This is a genomic window from Pseudoxanthomonas sp. X-1 (genome assembly GCF_020042665.1).
Classification (GTDB): Bacteria; Pseudomonadota; Gammaproteobacteria; order Xanthomonadales; family Xanthomonadaceae; genus Pseudoxanthomonas_A; species Pseudoxanthomonas_A spadix_A.
This window is the reverse complement of the sequence record NZ_CP083376.1, coordinates 3,765,830-3,787,954: the sequence shown is the minus strand read 5'-3', so window position 1 is coordinate 3,787,954 and position 22,125 is coordinate 3,765,830. Positions and strand designations below refer to the sequence as shown.

The window sequence follows — 22,125 nt, the reverse complement described above, 5'->3', positions numbered from 1 at the left end:
GCGCGTCGTGCCGGCGGTCGTCACGTGCGTGCGTCGCGTGGTTCTTTTTCGACCGGTGCCCCGGGCGCCGGCCGCGTAGGGTGGGGAAATGACGCAAGTGTTCGATGACGTGATCGTGGGCGGTGGCTCGGCCGGCTGCGTGCTGGCCAACCGGCTCTCCGCCCACCCCGCCCGTCGCGTGCTGCTGGTCGAGGCCGGCATCGATACGCCGCCGGGCCAGGTGCCCGCGGCGCTGCTGGACAGCTATCCGATGGCGCTGTTCCACGGCGAGCGCTACCTCTGGCCGGGGCTGTCGGCCGCGACCACGCACGCTGCCGATGGGCGCGTGCTGTCGCGCGCCTACGAGCAGGCGCGGGTGATGGGCGGCGGGTCGTCGATCAACGTGCAGGCGGCCAATCGCGGCCTGCCACGCGACTACGACGCCTGGGCCGCGCTGGGTGCCGAGGGTTGGAACTGGCACGGCGTGCTGCCGTACTTCCGCAAGCTCGAGCGCGACCTCGACTGCGACGGCCCGTTGCACGGTCACGACGGCCCGATCCCGATCCGCCGCATCCGGCCGCAGGCGTTTCCGCCGTATGCCGCCGCGGTGGCGCAGGCGCTGTCGGCAAGCGGTCTGTCCATGCGGCTGGACCAGAACGGCGACTTCGAGGACGGGCTGTTCCCGCCGGCGTTCTCCAACCAGCACGACCGGCGCGTGTCCAGCGCGATCGGCTACCTCGATGCCGGCGTGCGGGCGCGACGCAATCTGGAGATCCGCGCCGGCACGCGCGTGGTCGGCCTGAAGTTCGAGGGCCAGCGCGTGGTCGGGGTCGAGCTGGAGCGCGACGGCGTGCGCGAGGAGGCGCGGGCCGGGCGCGTGAGCCTGACCGCCGGTGCGCTGCAGTCGCCGGCGCTGCTGATGCGCGCAGGCATCGGTGACGGCCAGGCGCTGGCCGCGCTCGGCATCCCGGTCGTCGCCCACCGCCCCGGTGTGGGCCGCAACCTGCGCGATCATCCGTCGCTGACGCTGTGCCAGTATCTGCCGCGCGCCCTGCGCCTGCCGGCCAGCTATCGCCGCGCCAGCTTCGTGGCCATGCGCTACAGCTCGGGCATCGAAGGCGGCAGCGCATCGGACATGTACCTCACCGCCTCGGCGCGCGCCGGCTGGCACGCGCTGGGTCAGCGCCTGAGCCTGTTCTTCCTGTGGTGCAACCAGCCGCTGTCGCAGGGGCGCGTGCAGCTGGTCTCGGCCTCGCCCGACGATTATCCGAAGGTCGATCTCAACCTGCTCTCCGCGCCGGCCGACCTGCGGCGGATGATGCACGGCGTGCGCCAACTGGTGCGGCTGGTCGTGTGCGAGGCCCTCAATCCGAACATCGATGACCTGTTCCCGGCCGGCTTCACCCCGGCGATCAAGAAACTCAGCGCGGTCACGCGCCGCAACGCGCTGCTGACCGGCGTACTGGGCGCGCTGCTGGACGTGCCGGCGTCGCTGCGCCAGCAGGTGCTGCGGCGGGTGATGAACGGAGGGCGTTCACTCGAGTCGGTGCTGAGCGACGACGCGCGGCTGGAGGCGTTCGTGCGCGCCAATGTGTTCGGCGTGTGGCACGCGAGCGGCACCTGTCGCCTGGGCCGCGCGGACGATCCGGATGCGGTCGTGGATCCGAGCGGCAAGGTGATCGGGGTGGACAGCCTCTATGTCGCCGACGCGTCGGTGATGCCGCGCCTGCCCTCGGCCAACACGAACATCCCCACGATCATGATCGCGGAGAAGATCGCGGATGGCATGCGCAGGAACGTGTGAGGCCGAAGAACACACAAGGCCGAAGCAGAACCCCAGCTCGTCATTCCCGCGAACGCGGGAATCCTGCGCCTTCGCTCTTCGCCTGCGCCGCGCTTCAACGGACACGCGCCTCCTCACCCACCCGGAAGCGCTGGCCGCAGACCTACCGCTCCGCCTCCGCATCCACCCCCTGCCGCCACCGCTTCACCGTCCCGGTCTCGATCTCGAACAGATCCAGCACCCGTCCCACCGTATGGTCGACCATCGCATCGATCGAGTCGGGGCGGGCATAGAAGGCCGGCACCGGCGGCGCGATGATCGCCCCCATCTCCGAGAGCTGGGTCATGCTGCGCAGGTGGCCGGTGTGCAGCGGCGTCTCGCGCACCATCAGCACCAGCCGGCGGCGCTCCTTCAGCACCACGTCGGCGGCGCGGGTGAGCAGGCTGGAGGTCACGCCGGTGGCGATCTCGGACATCGAGCGCATCGAGCAGGGGGCGACGATCATGCCGCGCGTGCGGAACGAGCCGGAGGAGATCGCGGCGGCGATGTCCTGGTGCGCATGGACCTGCGTGGCCAGCGCCTTGACCTCGGCGATCTTCAGGTCGGTCTCGTGGGCGATGGTGATCTCGGCGGACCTGGACATCACCAGATGCGAAGGGATCCGCAGCGCCTTGAGCATCTGCAGCAGGCGCACACCGTAGATCACGCCACTGGCGCCGGAGATGCCGACGATGAGCGGCGGGTTCTGCTGCGGGTCTGCGCGCATCGGCTTGTCTCCTGAGTCGGCCATCACGGCGTGGCGCCGGCCACGCCGGGCGCCTGGTAGATGTGCTTGATTTCGGTGAAGTCGGCCAGGGCGTCGTAGCCATGCAGACGGCCCAGGCCGCTCTGGCGATAGCCGCCGGTCTCCACCTCGGCCAGCAGCCGGTTGTGCTCGTTGATCCACACCGTGCCGTTGCGCAGGGCACGCGCCACGCGCAGGGCGCGCGCACCGTCGTGCGTCCACACGCTGGCCGACAGGCCGAACACGGTGTGGTTGGCCCGCGCGATGGCCTCGGCCTCGTCCTCGAACGACTCCAGCACCAGGAACGGGCCGAAGATCTCGTCCTGGACGAAGCCGGCGCCGCTGTCGCGGTGATACACCAGCGCGGGCTTGAAGAACGCGCCTTCGGCCAGCGCGCCTTCGGGCACGCCGCCGCGCAGCAGCACCTGGTCGGCCTCCTCGCAGGCCTGGGCGACCTGGGCGGCCACCGCATCGCGCGAACGCCGGTCGATCAGCGGGCCGATCTGCGAGGCCGGGTCGATGCCGGGACCCAGGCGCAGGGCCTCCAGCGCACCGGTCAGGGCCTGCTTCATCTCCGAGAGCCTGCTCTGGTGCACCAGCACGCGCCGCGCCGCGGTGCACTGCTGGCCGGAGAGGATGGTCGCGGCCGCGGCCAGCTTCGGCGCGACCGCATCCAGGTCCGCATCCGGGAACACCAGGCAGGCCGAGTTGCCACCGAGCTCGAGCGAGAGCTTCTTCATGCTGTCGGCGGCGTTGCGCATGATGGTCTTGCCCACCGCGGTCGAGCCGGTGAAGCAGATCACGTCCACCGCGTGCGAGGTGGCCAGCAGCGAAGCGCCCGCGCTGCCGGCCTCGCTGAAGACGTTGACCACGCCGGCCGGCAGCTGCGGATGCCGCAGCAGCGGGGCCAGGATCGCGGCGTTGAACAGGGTGGTCTGCGCGGCGGGCTTGACCACCACCGTGCAGCCGGCGGCCAGCGCCGGGCCGAGCGCGCGCACCAGCAGCACCGCCGGCGCGTTCCACGGCACGATGATGCCGGCCACGCCGGCCGGCTCGCGCAGCACGGTGGACAGCACGCCGGGCTCGGGCTCCAGCACGTGGCCGGGAATGTGGCGCGCCAGGCCGGCGTAGTACTCGATCTCGGAGATCGCGCCGGCCACCTCGCCGCGCGACTGCGCGATGACTTTGCCGTTCTCGAGCGTCAGCAGTTCGGCCAGTTCGCCCGCGCGTGCCTGCAGGGCGGCGGCCCAGTCCAGCAGCACGCGCTGGCGCAGGCGCGGCGAGGCGGCCCAGGCGCCCTGGTCGAAGGCGTGGCGCGCCGCGTCGATGGCGGCCTGCGCCTCGGCGGCGCCACCATCGGCGTACTCGCCGAGGACCTGGCCGTTGGCCGGGTCCTGGCTGGGAAGGAAGGCGGTGCCGACGGCCTTGCCGTCGATCCAGTGCATGGCGGGGGAACGGGTCACGGAAGCGTCCTGGGTGCATGGCGCACGACGATCCGGACGCGTCTGTGGCGGGACCTCCCGCGCGGGACGGCACCGGCCCGCGGCCGCGCCGAGCGCGCTGCATCCCACCGCGCCTCCCGATCGCCGCGCCCGGAGGAAATCGGGGCTCGGCGGCGGCGCGCCCGCGGACGGCGCGCCACTCCCGAGGGCGACGCTAGCGCGGGCTCGGCATCAAGTCTAATAATCAGTCTTTATTTTTTTTATCAGAGGATCTGATGAGGATCGGGTCCAGGGCCTCGCGCGTGTCGTGCAGCGCCTCCCGCAGGCGCTCGACCAGCAGCATCGCCGCCGGCCCCAGCGGATGCCGCGCCTGGTGGATGACGACCAGATGGCGGGTGATGCGCGAGCGGCCGATCGAGTAGCCCGTCAGCGAGCCATCCAGCAGCTGCCGGTGCACGGCGATGCTGGGCAGCACGGTGAACCAGTCGCTGCGCGCGACCAGGTCGGCGATCGAGTCGGTCGAGTCGATCTCCAGCTGCGGTTCCAGTTCGACGGTGAGCCCGGCCATGTGGCGCTCCAGCTCGGCGCGCAGGCCGTGGCGCTTGGACGGCAGCACCAGCTTCAGCGCGGCCACATCGCCGAGCGAGCGGATCTTCGGCGGAGCGTTGCCGCGCGCGCCGACCAGCACCATCTCCTCCTCCAGCAGCGGGATCATCTCCAGCCCCAGGCGGCGCGCCGGCCGGTTGATCACCGCCACGTCCAGGCGGCCGGCGTTGACCCATTCGATGAAGGTCTGCGAGTAGCCATCGGCGATGGAGATCCGCACGTCGGGATAGTCGGCCGAGTAGGCCATCAGCACGCCGGGAATCACGCTGCGCGTGACCGAGGACAGCACGCCGATGGAGACCTCGCCGGACACCGTGCCCGACAGGTTGGCCATGTGCGTCATCGCCGCGGCCAGGTCGCGCTGGATCGGCGTCACCAGCCGGTGCAGCGTGCGGCCGGCGGCGGTCGGCACCATGCGCTTGGGCGTGCGTTCGAACAGCTTCTGCTCCAGCTCGCGCTCCAGCTTGGCGATCTGCATCGACAGCGCGGGCTGGACCACGTTCATGCGCTGCGCCGCGCGCGTGACGCTGCCCTCTTCGTACAGCGCCAGGAAGTAGTTGATCTGTCGCAGGTCCATCGCCCCCTCCGGGAATGAGGTCAGAAAATCTGATGGATCATATCTAAATTCATTATTTGGAATTATCGACTGCCTGGGCGAGGCTGCGGCCGTTGCCCCTTCCGGGGTGCGCGCGTCGGGCTGGCCATCGTCGCCAGGCGCGACGCCGATGCGGCTTCGCCGCGCTCGGCCACAACGCAAGCAACGTTCATCCATTTCCGAGGAGGGGAAACATGAGCGGAACCACGACCTCGCCAGGCGGGGCGACGGGGGCGGCTGCGCCCATTCCACCGCGCAAGGTGCTGCTTGCGGCCTTCGCCTCCACTTTCGGGTGGGCGCTGGATCTGTTCGACCTGTTCCTGCTGCTCTATGTCGCCCCGATCGTCGGCCGGCTGTTCTTCCCCTCGCACACGCCCACCCTGTCGCTGGCGGCGGTCTATGCCTCGTTCGCGGTGGCGCTGCTGGTGCGCCCGCTGGGTTCGGCCATCTTCGGTGCCTACGCGGATCGCAAGGGGCGCAAGCTGGCGCTGATGGTGGCGATGGTCGGCGTCGGCCTGGCCACCGCGGCCTTCGGCGTGCTGCCGACCATCGAGCAGGTCGGCCTCCTGGCGCCGGTGCTGTTCCTGGTGCTGCGCGTGGTGCAGGGCCTGTTCGTCGGCGGCATTGTCGCCTCCACCCACACCATCGGCACCGAGTCGATCCCGCCGCGGTATCGCGGCCTGGTGTCGGGCCTGGTCGGCGGCGCCGGTGCCGGCATCGGCGCGCTGATGGCCTCCTTCGCCTACTTCGTGCTGTCGGGCATCTTCCCCGATGCGCAGTTCGACCAGTGGGGCTGGCGCTTCATGTTCTTCACCGGCCTGATCAGCACGGCCTTTGGCCTGATCATGTTCAAGTTCCTCGAGGAATCGCCGGTCTGGAAGCAGCTGCAGGAGGCCAAGGCCAGCGGCAAGGTGGCCGCCGCGCCCAAGGTCTCGCCGCTGCGGCGCGTGTTCGGTCGCGAGTACCGCAAGGTCATGCTGGTCAACCTGCTGATCACCTTCGGCGGCGGCGCGACCTATTACCTGACTTCGGGCTATCTGCCGACCCTGCTCAACCTGGTGGCCAAGGTGCCGCATGGGGAGAGCTCGCACATCCTGATGTGGGGCTCGGTGGCGGTGATCGTCAGCGCGCTGTTCTTCGGCTGGCTCAGCGACAAGGTCGGGCGCAAGCCGAGTTTCATCGTCGCCGGCCTGGCCGCGCTGGTCGGCCTGCCGCTGCTGTTCCATGGCGTGAGCGGTGCGGCCGGTTCGGTCGACACGGTGCTGTTGTACGCGGTGGCGATCTCGCTGATCGGCGGCGCGGCGATCGCGCCGATCATGATCTTTCTCAACGAGCGCTTCTCCACCGATCTGCGCGCCAGCGGCACCGGCCTGAGCTGGAACATCGGCTTCGCCCTCGGCGGAACCATGCCGACCTTCGTGTCCCTGGCCAGCGCCACGCCCGCGCAGATCCCCACGGTGCTGGCGGTGTTCACCGGTGCGATCGGCCTGATCTACCTGATCGGCGCGGTGGTCATCCCCGAGACGCGCGGCAGGACGCTTTAGACCGCGCGCGATCGCCCCGGCATCGCGCCGTGCGGTCCGTTCGCGACTCCTTGCCGGCACGTGCCGGTGTTCCCACACGACGCGCGCAGCTCCTGGCGTGCGGCTGACCGATGGAGGCAACCATGGCTGATTCCAATCCAAGATCCAGCAACACGCACGGTGCGCTGTCGCTGCGCCAGTGGCTGGACCGCCTGTCCGCGCGCGGCGAACTGGCCGTGGCCCGCGACGGGCTCAGGCTGCGGCACGAGATCGCGGCGGTCGCGCACAAGCTGGACGGGCGCCAGGCCACGTTCTTTCCCAGGCCCGACGGTGAGCATGCGATTCCGGTGATCTCCGGCATCGTGTCCGACCGCGGCTGGATGGCCGAAGCCCTGGGCGTGGCGCAGGACGAGTTGCTGGCGCGCTTCCAGCATGCCGCGTCCAACCCGATTCCGTGGAGGGAAGTCGGCGATGCCCCCGCACAGGAAGTGGTGCACACCGAGATCGATCTGCTCAGGCAGCTGCCGATTCCCACCCACAACGAACACGACAGCGGCGCCTACATCACCGCCGGCCTGCTGATCTCGCGCAGCCCGGAAACCGGCATCCAGAACGTCGCCATCCACCGCTGCCAGATCAGCGGCAAGAACCGCATCGGCGTGTTGCTGCTGCCGCGCCACACCGACCACTACTACCGCATGGCCGAGAAGGACGGCAAGCCGCTGCAGATGGCCATCGCCATCGGCGTGGACCCGGCCACGCTGCTGTCCTCGCAGGCGATCGTGCCGGTGGACCATGACGAACTGGAGATCGCCGGGGCCCTGCACGGCCAGGCGCTGGAGGTGGTCAAGTGCACCACCAACGAGGTGCGCGTGCCGGCGCAGGCCGAGATCGTCATCGAGGGCCGGCTGCTGGCCGAGGAGCGCGAGGAGGAAGGGCCGTTCGGCGAGTTCCCGCAGTACTATGGCGAGCGCGCGCGTCGTCACGTGATCGAGGTCGATGCGATCACCCATCGCCGCGATGCGGTGTTCCACACCATCGTCGGCGGCGGCCTGGAACATCTGCTGCTGGGCGCGATCCCGCGCGAGGCCACGATCCTCAACGAGCTGCAGCGCAGCTTTCCCGGGGTGCGCGATGTGCATCTGGCGCTGGGCGGCGTCGGCCGCTATCACCTGTACGTCAAGCTGGACAAGCGCCAGAACGGCGAGGGCAAGAACGTCATCCTCGGCGCGTTCGCCGCGCACTACGACATCAAGCATGTGGTGGTGGTCGACACCGACGTGGACATCCATGACCCGCAGGAAGTCGAGTGGGCGGTGGCCACGCGCTTCCAGGCCGATCGCGATCTGGTGGTGATCGGCAACAGCCAGGGCTCCAAGCTCGATCCGTCCACCGACGATGGCGTGGGCGCCAAGATGGGACTGGACGCCACCATCCCGGTCGATGCGCCGGAGATGAAGTACAAGCGCATCCGCATTCCCGGTGAGGACACGCTGGACCTGCAGGCCCTGATCACCGGCCGCCAGGACTGGCGCGGCACAGCCGACCGCGTCGCATGAACACCTTCGGGAGGGGGCGCGCCATGCGCAAGTGCAAGATCGCCGTCCTGGTCACCATGGCCCTGTCTGCGGGCATCCCCGCCGCGCAGGCGCAGATGGCCAGCCAGGACGCCGGCTATCCGCTGGCCGCGCAGGGATGGGGCGGCAAGACCGGCGCCGACAGCTGGATGTCGCGCTATGTGGAGGACTGGACCGCGCTGCGCGATCCTGCCAAGCGCACCGGGCTGTTCGACGGGCTCAAGTACATCCCGTTCAACGAAAGTGGCGACACCTATCTGAGCGTGAGCATGGAGCAGCGCTTCCGCGGCGACTATTACAGCGCCATCGGCCTGCGCGAGGGCGCGGCCTCGCAGTCGCCGTGGCTGTATCGCGCCTTCCTCGGCGCGGACCTGCACGTGGGTGAGCACGTCCGTGCGTTCACCGAGCTGGCGCACGGCGGTTACGACGGCCGCAACGTCACCAGCTTCCCGGCGTCGCAGCGCGACGACGCGTTCCTGCAGCAGGCTTTCGTCGACCTGACCGGCAAGTGGGCCGATGCCGAGGTCGGCATGCGCGTGGGTCGCCAGGATTTCCAGGATGGCCCGCAGTGGCTGGCCACCACGCGCGAGAACTCCAACACACGCGTGACCTTCGACGGCGTGCGTGCGTGGGCGATCGGCGCGGACGCGCGGCTGGACGTGTTCGATTACCGCTACGTCGATCAGCAGGGCGGCTACTTCGACGATGGCACGCTGTCGAGCAGGCGCTTCAGCGGCGCACTGGCCGGCTTCCGGCTGGCGGGCAGCGGGCTGTACCTGGAGCCGTTCTGGTTCCATGCCCGCGACGACAACAAGGCCTGGGGCGGCAAGGTCGCCAGGGAAACGCGCGACTACTTCGGCGTCCATTTCTGGGGCACCCAGGGCGCCCTGACCTTCGACACCGCCGCGATGTATCAGACCGGCGACTTCGGCGACCGCGACCTGCGCGCCTACTCGGCGTACTCGATCTTCACCTGGAAACTGTCCGGCTCCGGTTGGGCGCCGCAGGTCGGCTTCCATGCCGATCTCAGCTCCGGCGGCGGCGCCTACGGCAGCGGCACGCTCCGCAACAGCTCCATCCTGTTCGGCAGCGGGCCGTACCACAGCTGGGCGACCTGGTTCGGCAGTACCAACTACATGGCCTTCGCGCCGATGTTCCAGTTCGCGCCGGGCAGGACCACCAGCGTGCAGCTGCAGTACCAGCGCATGTGGCGCCAGAACACCGATGACGCCATCTACAGCGGCGCCGGGACCGCCTATGCCGGCACGCAGCGGACCGACGGCAAGCGCATCGGCGACCTGCTGCGACTCAACGCCACGTGGAAGGTCAGCCGCTATGTGGCGTTCACCGCCCGCGCCGAGCGCTTCCTGGCCGCGGCGGCGATGGAGGATGCCGGTTACGGCGACGCCACGTTCTTCGGTGGGTTCATGACGTTCCGCTTCTGAGGGCGCGCGTCCCGGGCCTGCGGCGATCAGGCCGGCCGGAGGCCATCTCGATGTTGCGCGGCATCGGCCGCCCCGCGGTGGCGAGGCCGTTTGCCGCGCCGTGGCGCACGGACGAAGGTGCAGTAGGCAGCGGGAGGGGAGAGTCCGCTAGAATTTCAGCCCTCTCTACCGACGGATATCGCGATGGCCCCGACGTCTTCAGCGCCCCCGACGCGCGGCAAGGTGTATGAGAGCGCGCAGGCGGCGCTCGATGGTGTGGTGGCGGACGGCCAGACCCTGGCCGTCGGCGGCTTCGGCCTGTGCGGTATCCCCGAGGCGCTGATCGCCGCGCTGCGCGACACTGGCGTGCGTGACCTCACCGTGATCTCCAACAACGCCGGCGTCGACGGCTTCGGCCTGGGGCAGCTGCTGGCGACGCGCCAGATCCGCAAGATGATTTCGTCCTACGTGGGCGAGAACAAGGAGTTCGAGCGGCAGTTCCTGTCCGGCGAACTGGAGCTGGAATTCAACCCGCAGGGCACGCTGGCCGAGCGCCTGCGCGCCGGCGGCGCGGGCATCCCGGCGTTCTTCACCGCCACCGGCTACGGCACCGTGATCGCGCAGGGCAAGGAGACCCGGGAGTTCGACGGCAAGCACTACGTGCTGGAGACCGCGCTGCGCGCCGACGTGGCCCTGATCAAGGCCTGGAAGGCCGACACCGCCGGCAACCTGCTGTTCCGCAAGACCGCGCGCAACTTCAACCCCGCCTGCGCCATGGCCGGGCAGGTGTGCGTGGCCGAGGTCGAGGAGATCGTCGAGGTCGGCAGCTTCGATCCCGACCAGGTGCACCTGCCGGGCATCTACGTCGACCGCCTGGTCCTGAACGCGCATCCTGAGAAGCGCATCGAACAGCGCACCGTGCGTGCCGCAGGAGACAAGTGATGGCCTGGACCCGCGAACAGATGGCCGCGCGCGCCGCGCAGGAGCTGGCCGACGGCATGTACGTCAACCTCGGCATTGGTCTGCCCACGCTGGTGGCCAACTACATTCCCGAGGGCGTGGACGTGTGGCTGCAGTCCGAGAACGGTCTGCTGGGCATCGGCCCGTTCCCGAGCGAGGACGAGGTGGATGCCGACCTGATCAACGCCGGCAAGCAGACCGTGACCGCGCGGCCGGGCGCCAGCTTCTTCGGCAGCCACGACTCGTTCGCCATGATCCGCGGCGGCCACATCGACCTGGCCATCCTGGGCGCGATGCAGGTCAGCGAGCGGGGCGACCTGGCCAACTGGATGGTGCCCGGCAAGATGGTCAAGGGCATGGGCGGGGCGATGGACCTGGTCGCCGGCGTCAAGCGCGTGGTGGTGCTGATGGAGCACGTGGCCAAGGACGGCAGCCACAAGCTGCTGCCCGAGTGCGACCTGCCCCTGACCGGCGTGGCCGTGGTCGACCGCATCATCACCGACCTGGGCGTGTTCGACGTCACCGCCGAGGGGCTGAAGCTGGTGGAGCTGGCCGATGGGGTGAGCCGCGAGGAGATCGCGGAGAAGACCGGCGCGCGTTTCGACATCAGGTGAACCGCGCCCGGGCTGCATCAGCTGGGTTGAGCGTAGCTGTAATGGGCGTCCGGGTCGGGTTCATGATCACCGGCCACGGTCGATGCCGTCAGCGTGGCGTATCCGGCCGCTTTGGCCACCACGATGGTCAGTCGCTCGATGGCATGCGCCGTTGTTCCATCAACCTGACCCACTTCGCGCTCGAATCTCCAAGTATCGAGATGCGCATCAAGCAGCGGGCGAAGTGCCTCAAGCCTGGTCCAGAACATTGAGCCGGCGATGAAGCGATCCTCTTCGACGTCGACGGGTGGAATTCCGATCACGCTCGCCAGCCTGGCCACGCTGTCGGCATTGGCGCCCCAGTAAAACGAAAGCCGTGGTGTGTGCCCTTCCGGCGCGACCAGGCCTAATCGAGGATTCTTCCGGTAGGCGTCAAGGATAATCGAGGCTCGCGCGGGACTTGTCAGCCGATCGATCACTTCCTGTCGCCATTGCGCCCCGTCCCGTCGGTGGACAGAGCGCTTGGTGTGCAGTTTGAGCACGACGTCCACGCCTTCATTGAGTAAGGCGTCTGCCACATGGAGGAAGGGCAGGATGTCACGGCCCCGGTTCTCGTACACACGCACTTCGCAGCCCATGGCGCTGGACGCGATCACGGCATTCACCGCATCCAGCTTCTCCGCGGAAGTTGTGACGATGACCCTCCATTGCAGCGTGGAAGCCAGCAAGGCCTCCAGAATTTCCCGGAGTACTTCCGGATAGAACGCGTGGATGATCGCGACAGGGGATGGCGAGGATGACTTCGCAGGATGCAGGGCCTGGCGGGTGGCATCAAGCCAAGCGTGGCCCAGCCTTGCGTCCGGCTCCAGCACTGCGCCCTCTGCCCATTCGTTCCATGCGTTGACGAAGACCAGGCGTTGCGAAGCCGGTCGCGACTGGACGCGCTGGATCGCGCGGCGCAGCCAGTCGCGATAACCGCGCGGCGAGGCGTGCAACAAGCTTCTCCCCCGGCTCGGGCGGCGGGGTTCGTTGTCCCAACCAGGGTTGACGCCTGGATAAAGCAGGTATCCTGGCTCATCGCGATCGATGGCATTGCGTGCTAGCACGCGCCAGTCGAGGATCTCGCCCGCATAGTCGGGATTGAGCAGCGTCTGGGCCGGCGCGAGTGTCGGCAAACTGGTCAGGTTCGGAGGAAACTCCACTGCGGCATCGAAGCCGATACTCTCCGGCGTGGGGCGCTCGAACGATTGTACGTAGGCCAAATGCAGCTCGCCGACGCCATTTTCCCGACACCAGTGGCGCCAGCGCTCGGCGGTGGCGGCCGCGTCGGGCAACAGGCCAGGGCGATACACCAGCAGCATCGGCCTCCCGTCGATGCGTAGGTAGCGCGGGTCGCGAAGGTAGGGGGCGATGTAGGCGATGAAGGCCAGGTCGTCCGCGGCACTGTGCCGTTGGCCAATCAATACGTCCTGTCCGCGTCCGCTCCAGGTGCGAGTCCAGTTCTCGTTGGCCCAACACAGGCACAGCGGCAGCGCGATATCCTCGTGTTCCAGCCAGTTGCGCAGTGGCGCCTCCAGCAGGACGTGGCCCGCAAACCAGTAGAAGTAGCTGCAGAATCCTTCAATGCCATAGGACTGGGCGAGCGCTGCCTGCGCGCGCAGCACCTGTGCACTGCGTAGATCGTAGTAGCCGAGATCTGCTGGCACGCGCGGTTGGGAATGACCTTCGAACTGCGGAAGCGCGCGAGCTGTGTTGCGCCATTCTGTAAAGCCCGTGCCCCACCATCTGTCGTTCTCTGGAATGGGATGGAACTGCGGAAGATAAAAAGCGACCAAGCGGGCTGGGCGCGCCTCGGGCATGGCGCCCGAGCGTTGCGGAACATGGCCAATGGCAGGTTGATCCGACGAACCCGGGGCTCGAAGCGGCACCCCTGTCCCGACCGCGGCCGCATGTGCACGAGGTAACTCTGGCCGGATGCGTGGGAAACGTTCCAGGAACCGGTTGCGCAATACGTCGCGCGAATGCGTCGAAAGCGGTAGGCGGCGAAAAACCGCGCGCAGAAAGATGAATAGTCTGGAGCGCGCGTCGCCGGATGATGAAATACTCATGCTCAAATGATCCCAGAATCGACGCTGGCAGGCACCCGCAGGCTTGGGATGACACGCAACGACGCGATGCTGGCACTGCGCGCGCACTGGCTCGCTCCCGATGACGCGTGGGCACTGCAGCAGCAGCTGAGCGAAACCCTTCCCTGGTCCATCCACCGCATCCGCCTGTTCGGGCGCTGGGTGGATTCGCCGCGGCTGAGCTGCTGGATCGGCGATGCGCAGGCGGTGTACCGGTATTCGGGGCAGACCTTCGCGCCGCATCCGTGGACGGAAGCGCTGGCGGCGCTGCGCGATCGCCTGCGCGGGGAGCTGGGCGTGCCGTTCAACAGTGTGCTGGCCAACCTGTACCGCGATGGGCGCGATGCGATGGGCTGGCACAGCGACGACGAGCCGGAACTGGGCGCCGAGCCGGTGATCGCCTCGCTCAGCCTGGGGGCGGCGCGGCGCTTCGTGCTGCGCCGGCGCGACGACCATGCGGTCAAGCAGGCGCTGGTGCTCGAGCCGGGTAGCCTGCTGGTGATGCGCGGGGCCTGCCAGCGCGACTGGCAGCATGCGCTGCCGCGCACCGCCAAGCCGGTGGGGCCGCGCCTCAACCTCACCTTCCGCCACATCCAGCCGCTGCGACGTTGAAGGCCGCGCGGGACGCGGCGGGCGCTTTCAGCGGATCTGCGGGGCGGCGCGCGGCGGCGTGGCCGGCTGCGCGGCGGCGGTGGTCAGCGTCCAGCCGGCGATCTGGCCGGTGAGCTGCGCCAGCGCCTGGTCGAAGGCGGGCACCACCTGGGCGATGTCGGTGCCGGCGGCCGGCTGGGCGACGCTGAAGGTGCGCGAGGCGAGCACGCTCTGGTCGAGGTTGCGCACCAGCTTGGCATTGACCACCAGCGTGGCCGCCGGCGTGGCGCCGCCGGCGTAGTCCGCTTCGAAGCGGCGCACGTCCAGTAGCAGCTTGTAGGTGCCGTGGATGCCGGATTCGGCGCTGCCCACGCCGGCGGTCTTGCGGCTGTCCTCGAGGGCGCGCAGCACCGCATCCTCCAGCATGCTGGTGGCGCTCTGCGCCCAGGCGGCGCCCTTGTAGACCTGCAGTTCGTCCGGGCTCGGGCGCACGGCGATGCGCGCGCTGTCGAGCAGGCGCGGCGCGGTCGGCTTGGTCACCACGATCGAGGCCGCCACCTGCGGCCAGGCCGGATCGGGCGTCACCTGCACCGGCGGTGCGTAGATGGTGGTCGGCGTGCGGGCGCCGCCGCCCAGCAGGGACGAGCAGCCCGCCAGGACCAGGGTCGAGGCCAGTGTCAGGAACAGCAGCGGCGCCTTCATTTGGGTTCGAACTCCTTGGGTGCGTCGCGGCCAAGCAGGTAGCGCGCGGGGTTGCCTTCCAGCCGGTCGCTGACCTGGCGCAGGTCGCGGATCAGGCCGCGCAGCTCGCCCAGCGTGGGCCCGAGCTGGCCCAGGCCGTCGTTGGCGAAGCTGTTGATGGCCTGGCGGTTCTCGCCGAGGATCGCGTCGGCGTTGCCTGCGGCCGAGTCGAGCTTGGCCAGGGCCGCGTCCAGCTTGGCCAGCGTGGCCGGCAGCTGCTGCACCACGTGGCGGTCCAGGTCGCTGAGCGTGCCGTTGGCGGTGGTCAGGGTGCGGTCCAGGTTCTGCGCCGCGTCGCGCGCGGACACCAGCAGCGCCTGCACGCCGGCCTCGCGGTTGGAGATGTCGCCGCTGATCGACTGCAGGTTCTGCAGCGTGGAGGAGATGGCCGCCACGTTCTTGTCGCTGAGCACCTGGTCGAGCTTCTCGACGATGCGGTTGGCCGTGTCGGTGATGTTCTGCAGCGCCGAGGGGCTGGTGCGGATCACCGGCACGTCGCGCTTGTCCACGTCGGTCAGGGCGCGCGACTGCGGCGAGCCGCCGCTGAGCTGGATGATCGAGGGGCCGGTCAGGCTGGTAATGGCCAGCTTGGCGGTGGTGTCGGTCTTGACCGGGGTACTGGAATCCAGCCGCAGCTGGGCGATGACCTGGCTGGGGTCGTTGGGCGCCAGCGAGAGCTTGGTGATCGAGCCGACCGCGATGCCGTTGTACTGCACCGGGCTGCCCACGCTCAGGCCGGTGACGGCCTCGCGGAACACCACCTGATAGGCCTGGAAGCTGCGCTCGGACGAGTACTTGGCCGCCCACAGCCCGAACAGCAGCAGGCCGATCCCCACGATGATGGTGAAGGCGCCGATCAGGACGTAATTGGCCTTGGTCTCCAAATCCGGTGCTCCGCTAGTCGTTAACGCGCATCGCGCGCGGCCCGGGCGCGCGGCCCGTGGAAGTACTCCTGCACCCACGGATGGTCGAACCGCTCGACCTCGGACAGTGGCGCATTGACCACCACCTTCCTGTCCGCCAGCACCGCCACGCGGTCGCAGATAGCGTACAGGGTGTCCAGGTCGTGGGTGATGATGAACACGGTCAGGCCCAGGGCTTCCTGCAGGGTCTTGATCAGCGTGTCGAATGCGGCCGCGCCGATCGGATCCAGGCCGGCGGTGGGCTCGTCCAGGAACAGCAGCGGCGGGTCCAGCGCCAGCGCGCGGGCGATGCCGGCGCGCTTGCGCATGCCGCCGGACAGCTGCGAGGGCAGCTTGTTGACCGTGTCGGCCGGCAGGCCGGCCAGCTTCACCTTCAGCAGGGCCAGCTCGTAGCGGAAGGTCTCGGGCAGCTCGGGGTGGTGTTCCTTCAGCGGCACCTGCACGTTCTCGCCCACGGTCAGCGAGGAGAACAGCGCGCCATCCTGGAACAGCACGCCGGTATTGCGCTCGATGCGCTGGCGCGCGGCGCGGCCGCCGTGGCGCGCGTCCTCGCCCAGCACCTCGATCTGGCCCGCCTCGGGGATCTGCAGCCCCAGGATGCTGCGCATCAGCACCGACTTGCCGGTGCCCGAGCCGCCGACGATGCCGATGATCTCGCCGCGCCGCACGGTCAGGTCCAGCCCGTCGTGCACAGTCTGCGCGCCGAAACGGTTGACCAGCCCGCGCACGCGGATGACCGCGTCGGTCTCGTCCTGCCCGTCCTGTTGCGCATCGTCAGGCGCGGGCGTGGCGGCGAGCGCGTTCACCAGCCCACCTGCATGAACCACAGCGCGGCGAAGGCGTCGATCACGATCACCAGCGAGATCGTCTGCACCACACTGGAGGTGGTGCGCTCGCCCACCGACTGCGCCGTGCCCTGTACCTGCATGCCTTCCAGGCAGCCGATCAGGCCGATCACCATGGCGAACACCGGCACCTTCACCAGCCCCACCAGCATGTGCCGCAGTTCGATCGTGTCGTGCAGGCGCGCCAGATACATCTGCGGCGGGATGTTGAGGTCGAAGGCGCCGACCGTCACGCCGCCGGCCAGGCCGGCCATCATCGCCACGAAAGTCAGCAGCGGCAGGGTGAACAGCAGCGCGAGCAGTCGCGGGATCACCAGCAGGTCGATCGGGTCCAGGCCGAGGGTGCGGATCGCATCGACCTCTTCGCGGCTCTTCATCGCGCCGATCTGGGCGGTGAACGAACTGGCGGTGCGGCCGGCCACCACGATCGCGGTCATCAGCGGCGCCAGCTCGCGCAGGGTGGCGATCGAGACCAGCTCGACCACGTAGATCTGCGCGCCGAAGTCGCGCAGGATCGTCGAGCCCAGGAACGCGATCACCGCGCCGACCAGATAGGACAGCAGCGCCACCAGCGGCACCGCGTCCAGGCCGACCTGTTCCATGTGGTGCACGGTGGACGTCAGGCGCAGGCGGTGCGGCTCGTGCACGATGCGCATCAGCTTGACCAGGTTCTCGCCGGTGAAGCTGACCAGTGACATGATCGCCCGGCCGTTCTGCTGGACCTGGTAGCCCAGGCGCGCCAGCGCGGCCAGGAAGCCGTAGTCGCGCTTCTTCCTGGGCCGGTCGTCGACCACGTCCTCGATGCTGGACACCAGCGCCTGGTGGTCCTGGCGGAACAGGAGGTTCTCGAGCGGAAGCTGGTTGCGGCTGGCGTAGCGCAGCAGCGCCAGTACGCCGGCCGAATCCAGCCGCGACACCCCGGTGGCATCCAGCGTCTGCGCCTCGGCGGGGATCGCGGTGAGCTGGCGCCCCACGTCCAGGGCACAGGCCAGCGTCCAGTTGCCCAGCAACCGGGCCCGCGTGGGCTCGGCCGGGTCGATGCGGACCTCGGGCTGTGTCGGGGCGGGCGTGGTCATGGCGGTCTGGCGGCGAGCATACAGGCTATGCCGGTGAAGGTCAGGGTCACGCCGACCAGGGCCCGCCGGTCCAGCGGTTCGCGCAGCCACAGCGCGCCCAGGATGACCAAAAAGACAGAGGCCGACTCGTTGAGGATCGCCGCCACCGCCGCCGGCGCGTACTTGTAGCCGCCCAGCCACAGCACCATCGACAGGCCCTGTCCGCACAGCGCCGCCAGCACCAGCCGGCCCCACGGCACCGGGCCGGGATCGAAGCGGAAATGCACGCGCGTGCGCGGCCACGCCGCCAGGACCAGCAGGCCGGCCACGGCGCCGAGCAAGCGCAGCAGGGTGATCCACAGCAGCGAGTGCGCCTCCAGCACGCGCTTGAGCATCACGATCGACACGGCCATGAGCGCGATCGACGCCGCACCGATCAGCACCCCGCGCAGCGCATGGGTCGGCGGGGTCTGCCACTGTGCCGACGGCCGCGCGATCAGCAGCACGCCGCCCGCCACCAGCGCGAAACCCAGCCACTGCCACGGGCCCAGCCGCTCGCCCAGAAACGCATAGCCCATCAGCAGCACCAGCGGGCTGTAGAGGTTGCCGACCACGCCCATGCGCCCGGCGCCCAGTTCGTTGAGCGCGCGGAAGTACAGCGTGTCGGCCACGGCGATGCCCATGATCCCGCTGGCCAGCGTCAGCAGCAGCGCACCGGTGCCCAGGCTGGGCAGCTGGCCATGGGTGGAGACCAGCGCCAGCGGCGTCAGCGCCAGCAGCACCAGGCCGTTCTTGAACAGGTTCAGCGTCGGCGGCGGCAGGGCACGACCCAGCTGCCGGGCCAGGATCACCCCGAACGCCCAGGTCGCCGCGCTGCCCAGCGCCATGGCTTCGCCCAGACCGATGTTCATGGCAAGCAGGGAAGCGGCATGGGCACGCGGTCGCGAAAGGAGCAGCCCATCAGTGTAGGAGAACGCGCGCCCCCGCCTACACTAGGCGTCAACTCCCGAAGCCGTGTCGATGTCCCGTCCTCCCGCGCCCGCCACCTACGCCCAGCGCATCGCCTTTGTCTGCGAGATCGCCGCGCGCCTGCATCGCTACGGCACCACCGCCCAGCGCCTGGAGGGCAGCATCCTGGCCCTGTCGGCGCAGCTGGGGCTGGACTGCGAGCCCTGGTCCAACCCGACCGGCATGATCCTGAGCTTCAGCGATCCCAAGCGTGCGCTGGGGGCCAGCGACACCACCCGCGTGATCCGCCTGGCGCCGGGCGAGAACGATCTGTACAAGCTCAGCGAGGCCGACCGCATCGCCGACGCGGTGGCCGGCGGCCAGATGAGCCTGGCCGAGGGCCATGCCGCATTGCGGGCGCTGGACCAGCTACCCACCCGCGGTTTCCGCCTGATGCAGATCCTGGCCTATGGCCTGGCCGCCGGCGGCGTGGCCGGGCTGTGGCGGCTGCCGTGGCTGGACATCGGCACCGCCACGCTGATCGGCCTGCTGATCGGCGTGGTGTCCCAGCTGACCGACCGGCGCCCGCAGCTGCGCGAGGCCAGCGATGCCATCGCCTCGCTGGTGGCCGGCCTGGTGGCGATCCTGATCTCCAACCTGGTCGGTCCGCTGAACCTCAACTCGGTGATCATCACCGCGCTGGTCGTGCTGCTGCCGGGCATGAGCCTGACCAACGCCTTCAACGAGCTCACCAGCCAGCACTGGGTCTCGGGCACGGCGCGCTTCGCCGGCGCGGTCACCACGGTGATCAAGCTGACCGTGGGCAGCATCATCGCCGTCACCCTGGCGCAGATGCTGGGCCTGTACCCGGAGGTGCGCGCGCTGCGGCCGCAGCCGGACTGGGTGGAATGGGGCGCACTGGTGATCAGCGCCTTCGCCTTCGCGGTGCTGTTCAAGGCCCATCGCCGCGATTATCTGTGGGTGATGGGCGCTGCGATCTGCGGCTATTTGATCTCGCGCTATGCCGGCAAAGCCTGGGGCAGCGAGGTCGGGCTGTTCCTGTCGGCGCTGGTCATGACCGCGCTGGGCAATGCGTTCGCGCGCTATTACAACCGGCCCGGCGCGCTGATCCGGCTGCCCGGCATCATCATGCTGGTCCCGGGCAGCGCCAGCCTGCGCGTGCTGATGAACCTGGCCAGCGGCGAGAGCAGCCCGGATTCGACCCTGCTGGTGGTGCTGCAGATCCTGATGGCGCTGGTGGCCGGCCTGCTGTTCGGCAATCTGCTGGTTTCCGCGCGCAAGGCGCTATAGCGCGTGCCGCGCATGAAAACAAAAACGCCGGCATGCCGGCGTTTTTGTTTATGCCACTGACGCCCGGATTATTTCTTGCCGGACTTGATCAGGAAATCCTCGACCTTCTTGCCGCTGGCCACCAGCGCGGCCAGCCAGCGCGGCTGCTTGCCGCGGCCGGTCCAGGTTTCCTTGCTGTTGGCCGGGTTGCGGTACTTCGGCGCGACCTTGCCCAGCTTGCGCCCGGCGGTCGGGGCCTTCTTGGCGGCCTTGCCCCGGGTCGGCGCGGCGCTGCCGCCGCCGAACAGTTCCTCGATGGTGTAACCCTCGGCCTTGGCGAACTTCAGAATACGGGCACGTACCTTGGTGATCGGCGTGCGCTTGGAAATCACGGTCTGGCGTTTCTGGGCCTGGCTGATCAGCGAGGCCAGTTCTTTGGCCGACAGGCCGGACAGATCAATCGACATCGAATAACTCCGGAAAGGGAAGGGATAACCATGCCCATCCTTGGCGAAAGCGGACCGATCCTAATCCAATCGGGTTATCGATGACAAATGTTTTTTATTATTCGTCAATATGACAAAGCCGGCATGCGCCGGCCTTGTCGATTCCATGGCGGGAGATTCCCGCGCCGATCAACCCGCGCGCAGGCGTTCGAGCAGGGCGGCCTTGTCCAGGTTTTCGGCCGCCTCGGCGCGGCGCGCGCGGTATTCGAAGGTGCCGGCGGCCACGCCGCGCTCGGAGACCACCACCCGGTGCGGGATGCCGATCAGTTCGATGTCGGCGAACATCGCGCCGGGGCGCAGGCCGCGGTCGTCGAGCACGGCGTCGAAGCCGGCCGCCTGCAGCTCGCCCAGCAGCGACTGCGCCGCCTCGGTCACCGCGGCATCGCCCTTCGGGTTGATCATGCACACGGCCACCTGCCAGGGCGCCATCGCGGTCGGCCAGATGATGCCGTTGGCGTCGTGGTTCTGTTCGATCGCCGCGGCGACGATGCGCGAGACGCCGATGCCGTAGCAGCCCATCGACATCACCGCCGCCTTGCCGGTCTCGTCCAGCACGGTGGCGCCCAGGGCCTGGGCGTACTGCTTGCCGAGCTGGAAGATGTGGCCGACCTCGATGCCGCGCGCGAGCTTGATCTGCCCGCCGTCGGCGGCCAGGTCGCCCTCGACCACGTTGCGGATGTCGGCCACCGCGTCGGGCTCGGGCAGGTCGCGGCCCCAGTTGACCCCGGCGATATGGAAGCCGGCCTCGTTGGCGCCGACGACGAAGTCGGCCAGCGCGGCCACCTCGCGGTCGGCGATCACGCGGATGGCCCTGGCCGGCTTGACCGGACCGAGGAAGCCGGGCTGGCTGCCGAGGTGTTCGAGAATCTCCGCCTCGGTGGCCATGCGATAGCCGGCCATGCCGGCGACCTTGCCCAGCTTGATCTCGTTGACCTCGTGGTCGCCGCGCACCAGCGCCAGCACGAAGCCGTCATCGGTCATGGTGGCGATCGACTTGACCGTGCGCTGCAGCGCGATGCCCAGCAGCGCGGCCACCTCCTCGCAGGTCTTCTGCGTGGGCGTGTCGACGCGGCGCAGTGCCTCGGACCCGGCCGGGCGCGGCGCGGGCTCGGCCGCGACGGCGGCCTCGACATTGGCCGCGTAATCCGAGGCCGTGGAGAAGGCCAGCGCGTCCTCGCCCGAGCCGGCCAGCACGTGGAACTCCTGCGAGGCATCGCCGCCGATGGCGCCGGAGTCGGCCAGCACCGCGCGGAACTCCAGCCCCAGCCGCGTGAAGATGCGCGTATAGGCCGCATGCATGTTGCGGTACTCGCGCACCAGATCGTCGGCATGCAGATGGAAGGAATACGCATCCTTCATCAGGAACTCGCGCGAACGCATCACGCCGAAACGCGGCCGGATCTCGTCGCGGAACTTGGTCTGGATCTGGTAGAAGTTCACCGGCAGCTGCTTGTAGCTGGACAGCTCGTTACGGGCGAAGTCGGTGATCACTTCCTCGGCGGTGGGGGCGTAGCAGAACTCCTGCTCCTTGCGGTCCTTGATCTTCAGCAGCTGCGGGCCGAACTTGGCCCAGCGCCCGGACTCCTCCCACAGCTCGCGCGGCTGGATGGTCGGCATCAGCAGCTCGATCGCCCCGGCGCGGTCCATTTCCTCCCGCACGATCGCCTCGACCTTGCGCAGCACGCGCAGGCCCAGCGGCGACCAGGTGTACAGGCCCGAGGCCAGCTTGCGGATCATGCCCGCGCGCAGCATCAGCTGGTGGCTGACCAGCTCGGCGTCGTTGGGGGTTTCCTTGGTGGTGCGGAGGTGGAACTGCGACAGGCGCATCGTGAGG

The 22,125-nt window shown here is 69.0% G+C and carries 18 protein-coding genes and 1 pseudogene; 8 read left to right on the top strand and 11 right to left on the bottom strand.

From position 1 onward, the window contains the following. The first annotated feature begins 88 nt into the window (after positions 1-88). Complete coding sequence (locus tag LAJ50_RS17045; RefSeq protein WP_138653364.1) at positions 89-1,783, top strand: GMC oxidoreductase; 1,695 nt, start codon at positions 89-91, stop codon at positions 1,781-1,783. A gap of 142 nt (positions 1,784-1,925) precedes the next feature. On the opposite strand, the gene LAJ50_RS17040 is transcribed toward LAJ50_RS17045, so the two are convergent. The 3 genes from LAJ50_RS17040 to LAJ50_RS17030 form a co-directional block, all read right to left on the bottom strand. Continuing rightward, a complete protein-coding gene (locus LAJ50_RS17040) occupies positions 1,926-2,528 on the bottom strand; it encodes a UbiX family flavin prenyltransferase (protein ID WP_138653362.1) in 603 nt (200 codons plus the stop codon). 23 nt (positions 2,529-2,551) lie between these two features. Next, complete coding sequence (locus LAJ50_RS17035) at positions 2,552-4,009, bottom strand: aldehyde dehydrogenase family protein (protein WP_205961531.1); 1,458 nt, start codon at positions 4,007-4,009, stop codon at positions 2,552-2,554. Between the two features lie 223 nt (positions 4,010-4,232). Continuing rightward, positions 4,233-5,171 (bottom strand): LysR family transcriptional regulator, encoded by a 939-nt coding sequence (locus tag LAJ50_RS17030; protein WP_138653360.1) that lies wholly within the window; start codon positions 5,169-5,171, stop codon positions 4,233-4,235. 212 nt (positions 5,172-5,383) lie between these two features. Between LAJ50_RS17030 and LAJ50_RS17025 the strand changes: the two genes are divergently transcribed. The 5 genes from LAJ50_RS17025 to LAJ50_RS17005 all read left to right on the top strand — a co-directional run bounded on the left by LAJ50_RS17025 (position 5,384) and on the right by LAJ50_RS17005 (position 11,287). Beyond that, complete coding sequence (locus LAJ50_RS17025; protein WP_138653358.1) at positions 5,384-6,733, top strand: MFS transporter; 1,350 nt, start codon at positions 5,384-5,386, stop codon at positions 6,731-6,733. Between the two features lie 122 nt (positions 6,734-6,855). Continuing rightward, positions 6,856-8,271, top strand: a complete 1,416-nt coding sequence (locus LAJ50_RS17020) for a UbiD family decarboxylase (RefSeq protein WP_138653356.1) — start codon at positions 6,856-6,858, stop codon at positions 8,269-8,271. Between the two features lie 23 nt (positions 8,272-8,294). Then, positions 8,295-9,734 carry an alginate export family protein gene (locus LAJ50_RS17015; RefSeq protein WP_171044604.1) on the top strand — a complete coding sequence of 480 codons (1,440 nt, stop codon included), beginning with the start codon at positions 8,295-8,297 and terminating at the stop codon, positions 9,732-9,734. Between the two features lie 183 nt (positions 9,735-9,917). Beyond that, positions 9,918-10,655 carry a CoA transferase subunit A gene (locus LAJ50_RS17010; RefSeq protein WP_138653352.1) on the top strand — a complete coding sequence of 246 codons (738 nt, stop codon included), beginning with the start codon at positions 9,918-9,920 and terminating at the stop codon, positions 10,653-10,655. Then, a complete protein-coding gene (locus LAJ50_RS17005; RefSeq protein WP_138653350.1) occupies positions 10,655-11,287 on the top strand; it encodes a CoA transferase subunit B in 633 nt (210 codons plus the stop codon). The genes LAJ50_RS17010 and LAJ50_RS17005 overlap by 1 nt, the downstream gene beginning before the upstream one ends. 17 nt (positions 11,288-11,304) lie before the next feature. Here the strand turns inward: LAJ50_RS17005 and LAJ50_RS17000 are convergent, their stop codons facing one another. Then, on the bottom strand, positions 11,305-13,374 hold the full coding sequence (locus tag LAJ50_RS17000) for a glycoside hydrolase family 99-like domain-containing protein (RefSeq protein WP_138653348.1): 2,070 nt from the start codon (positions 13,372-13,374) through the stop codon (positions 11,305-11,307). A gap of 48 nt (positions 13,375-13,422) precedes the next feature. On the opposite strand from LAJ50_RS17000, the gene LAJ50_RS16995 reads away from it, so the two are divergent. Further along, positions 13,423-14,004 (top strand): alpha-ketoglutarate-dependent dioxygenase AlkB, encoded by a 582-nt coding sequence (locus LAJ50_RS16995; RefSeq protein ID WP_138653346.1) that lies wholly within the window; start codon positions 13,423-13,425, stop codon positions 14,002-14,004. A gap of 27 nt (positions 14,005-14,031) precedes the next feature. On the opposite strand, the gene LAJ50_RS16990 is transcribed toward LAJ50_RS16995, so the two are convergent. The 5 genes from LAJ50_RS16990 to LAJ50_RS16970 form a co-directional block, all read right to left on the bottom strand. Further along, positions 14,032-14,685 carry an ABC-type transport auxiliary lipoprotein family protein gene (locus LAJ50_RS16990; RefSeq protein ID WP_138653344.1) on the bottom strand — a complete coding sequence of 218 codons (654 nt, stop codon included), beginning with the start codon at positions 14,683-14,685 and terminating at the stop codon, positions 14,032-14,034. After that, positions 14,682-15,608, bottom strand: a complete 927-nt coding sequence (locus tag LAJ50_RS16985) for an MlaD family protein (RefSeq protein WP_138653342.1) — start codon at positions 15,606-15,608, stop codon at positions 14,682-14,684. The genes LAJ50_RS16990 and LAJ50_RS16985 overlap by 4 nt, the downstream gene beginning before the upstream one ends. Before the next feature lie 20 nt (positions 15,609-15,628). Then, positions 15,629-16,381: an ABC transporter ATP-binding protein gene (locus tag LAJ50_RS16980; RefSeq protein ID WP_138653426.1), complete on the bottom strand. Its 753-nt coding sequence runs from the start codon at positions 16,379-16,381 to the stop codon at positions 15,629-15,631. A 68-nt stretch (positions 16,382-16,449) separates the two neighbouring features. Then, positions 16,450-17,568: an ABC transporter permease gene (locus LAJ50_RS16975; RefSeq protein WP_130550258.1), complete on the bottom strand. Its 1,119-nt coding sequence runs from the start codon at positions 17,566-17,568 to the stop codon at positions 16,450-16,452. Continuing rightward, complete coding sequence (locus LAJ50_RS16970) at positions 17,565-18,458, bottom strand: DMT family transporter (protein ID WP_138653340.1); 894 nt, start codon at positions 18,456-18,458, stop codon at positions 17,565-17,567. Before LAJ50_RS16970 ends, LAJ50_RS16975 begins: the two co-directional genes overlap by 4 nt. A gap of 109 nt (positions 18,459-18,567) precedes the next feature. On the opposite strand from LAJ50_RS16970, the gene LAJ50_RS16965 reads away from it, so the two are divergent. Next, complete coding sequence (locus tag LAJ50_RS16965; RefSeq protein WP_130550256.1) at positions 18,568-19,806, top strand: threonine/serine exporter family protein; 1,239 nt, start codon at positions 18,568-18,570, stop codon at positions 19,804-19,806. An 86-nt stretch (positions 19,807-19,892) separates the two neighbouring features. Here LAJ50_RS16965 and LAJ50_RS16960 read toward each other — a convergent pair. Both LAJ50_RS16960 and LAJ50_RS16955 read right to left on the bottom strand, forming a co-directional pair. Beyond that, positions 19,893-20,252, bottom strand: a pseudogene (locus tag LAJ50_RS16960) (H-NS histone family protein); the annotation flags it as partial. 168 nt (positions 20,253-20,420) lie between these two features. Beyond that, positions 20,421-22,118 carry a proline--tRNA ligase gene (locus LAJ50_RS16955; protein WP_138653336.1) on the bottom strand — a complete coding sequence of 566 codons (1,698 nt, stop codon included), beginning with the start codon at positions 22,116-22,118 and terminating at the stop codon, positions 20,421-20,423. Between the last annotated feature and the right edge of the window lie 7 nt (positions 22,119-22,125).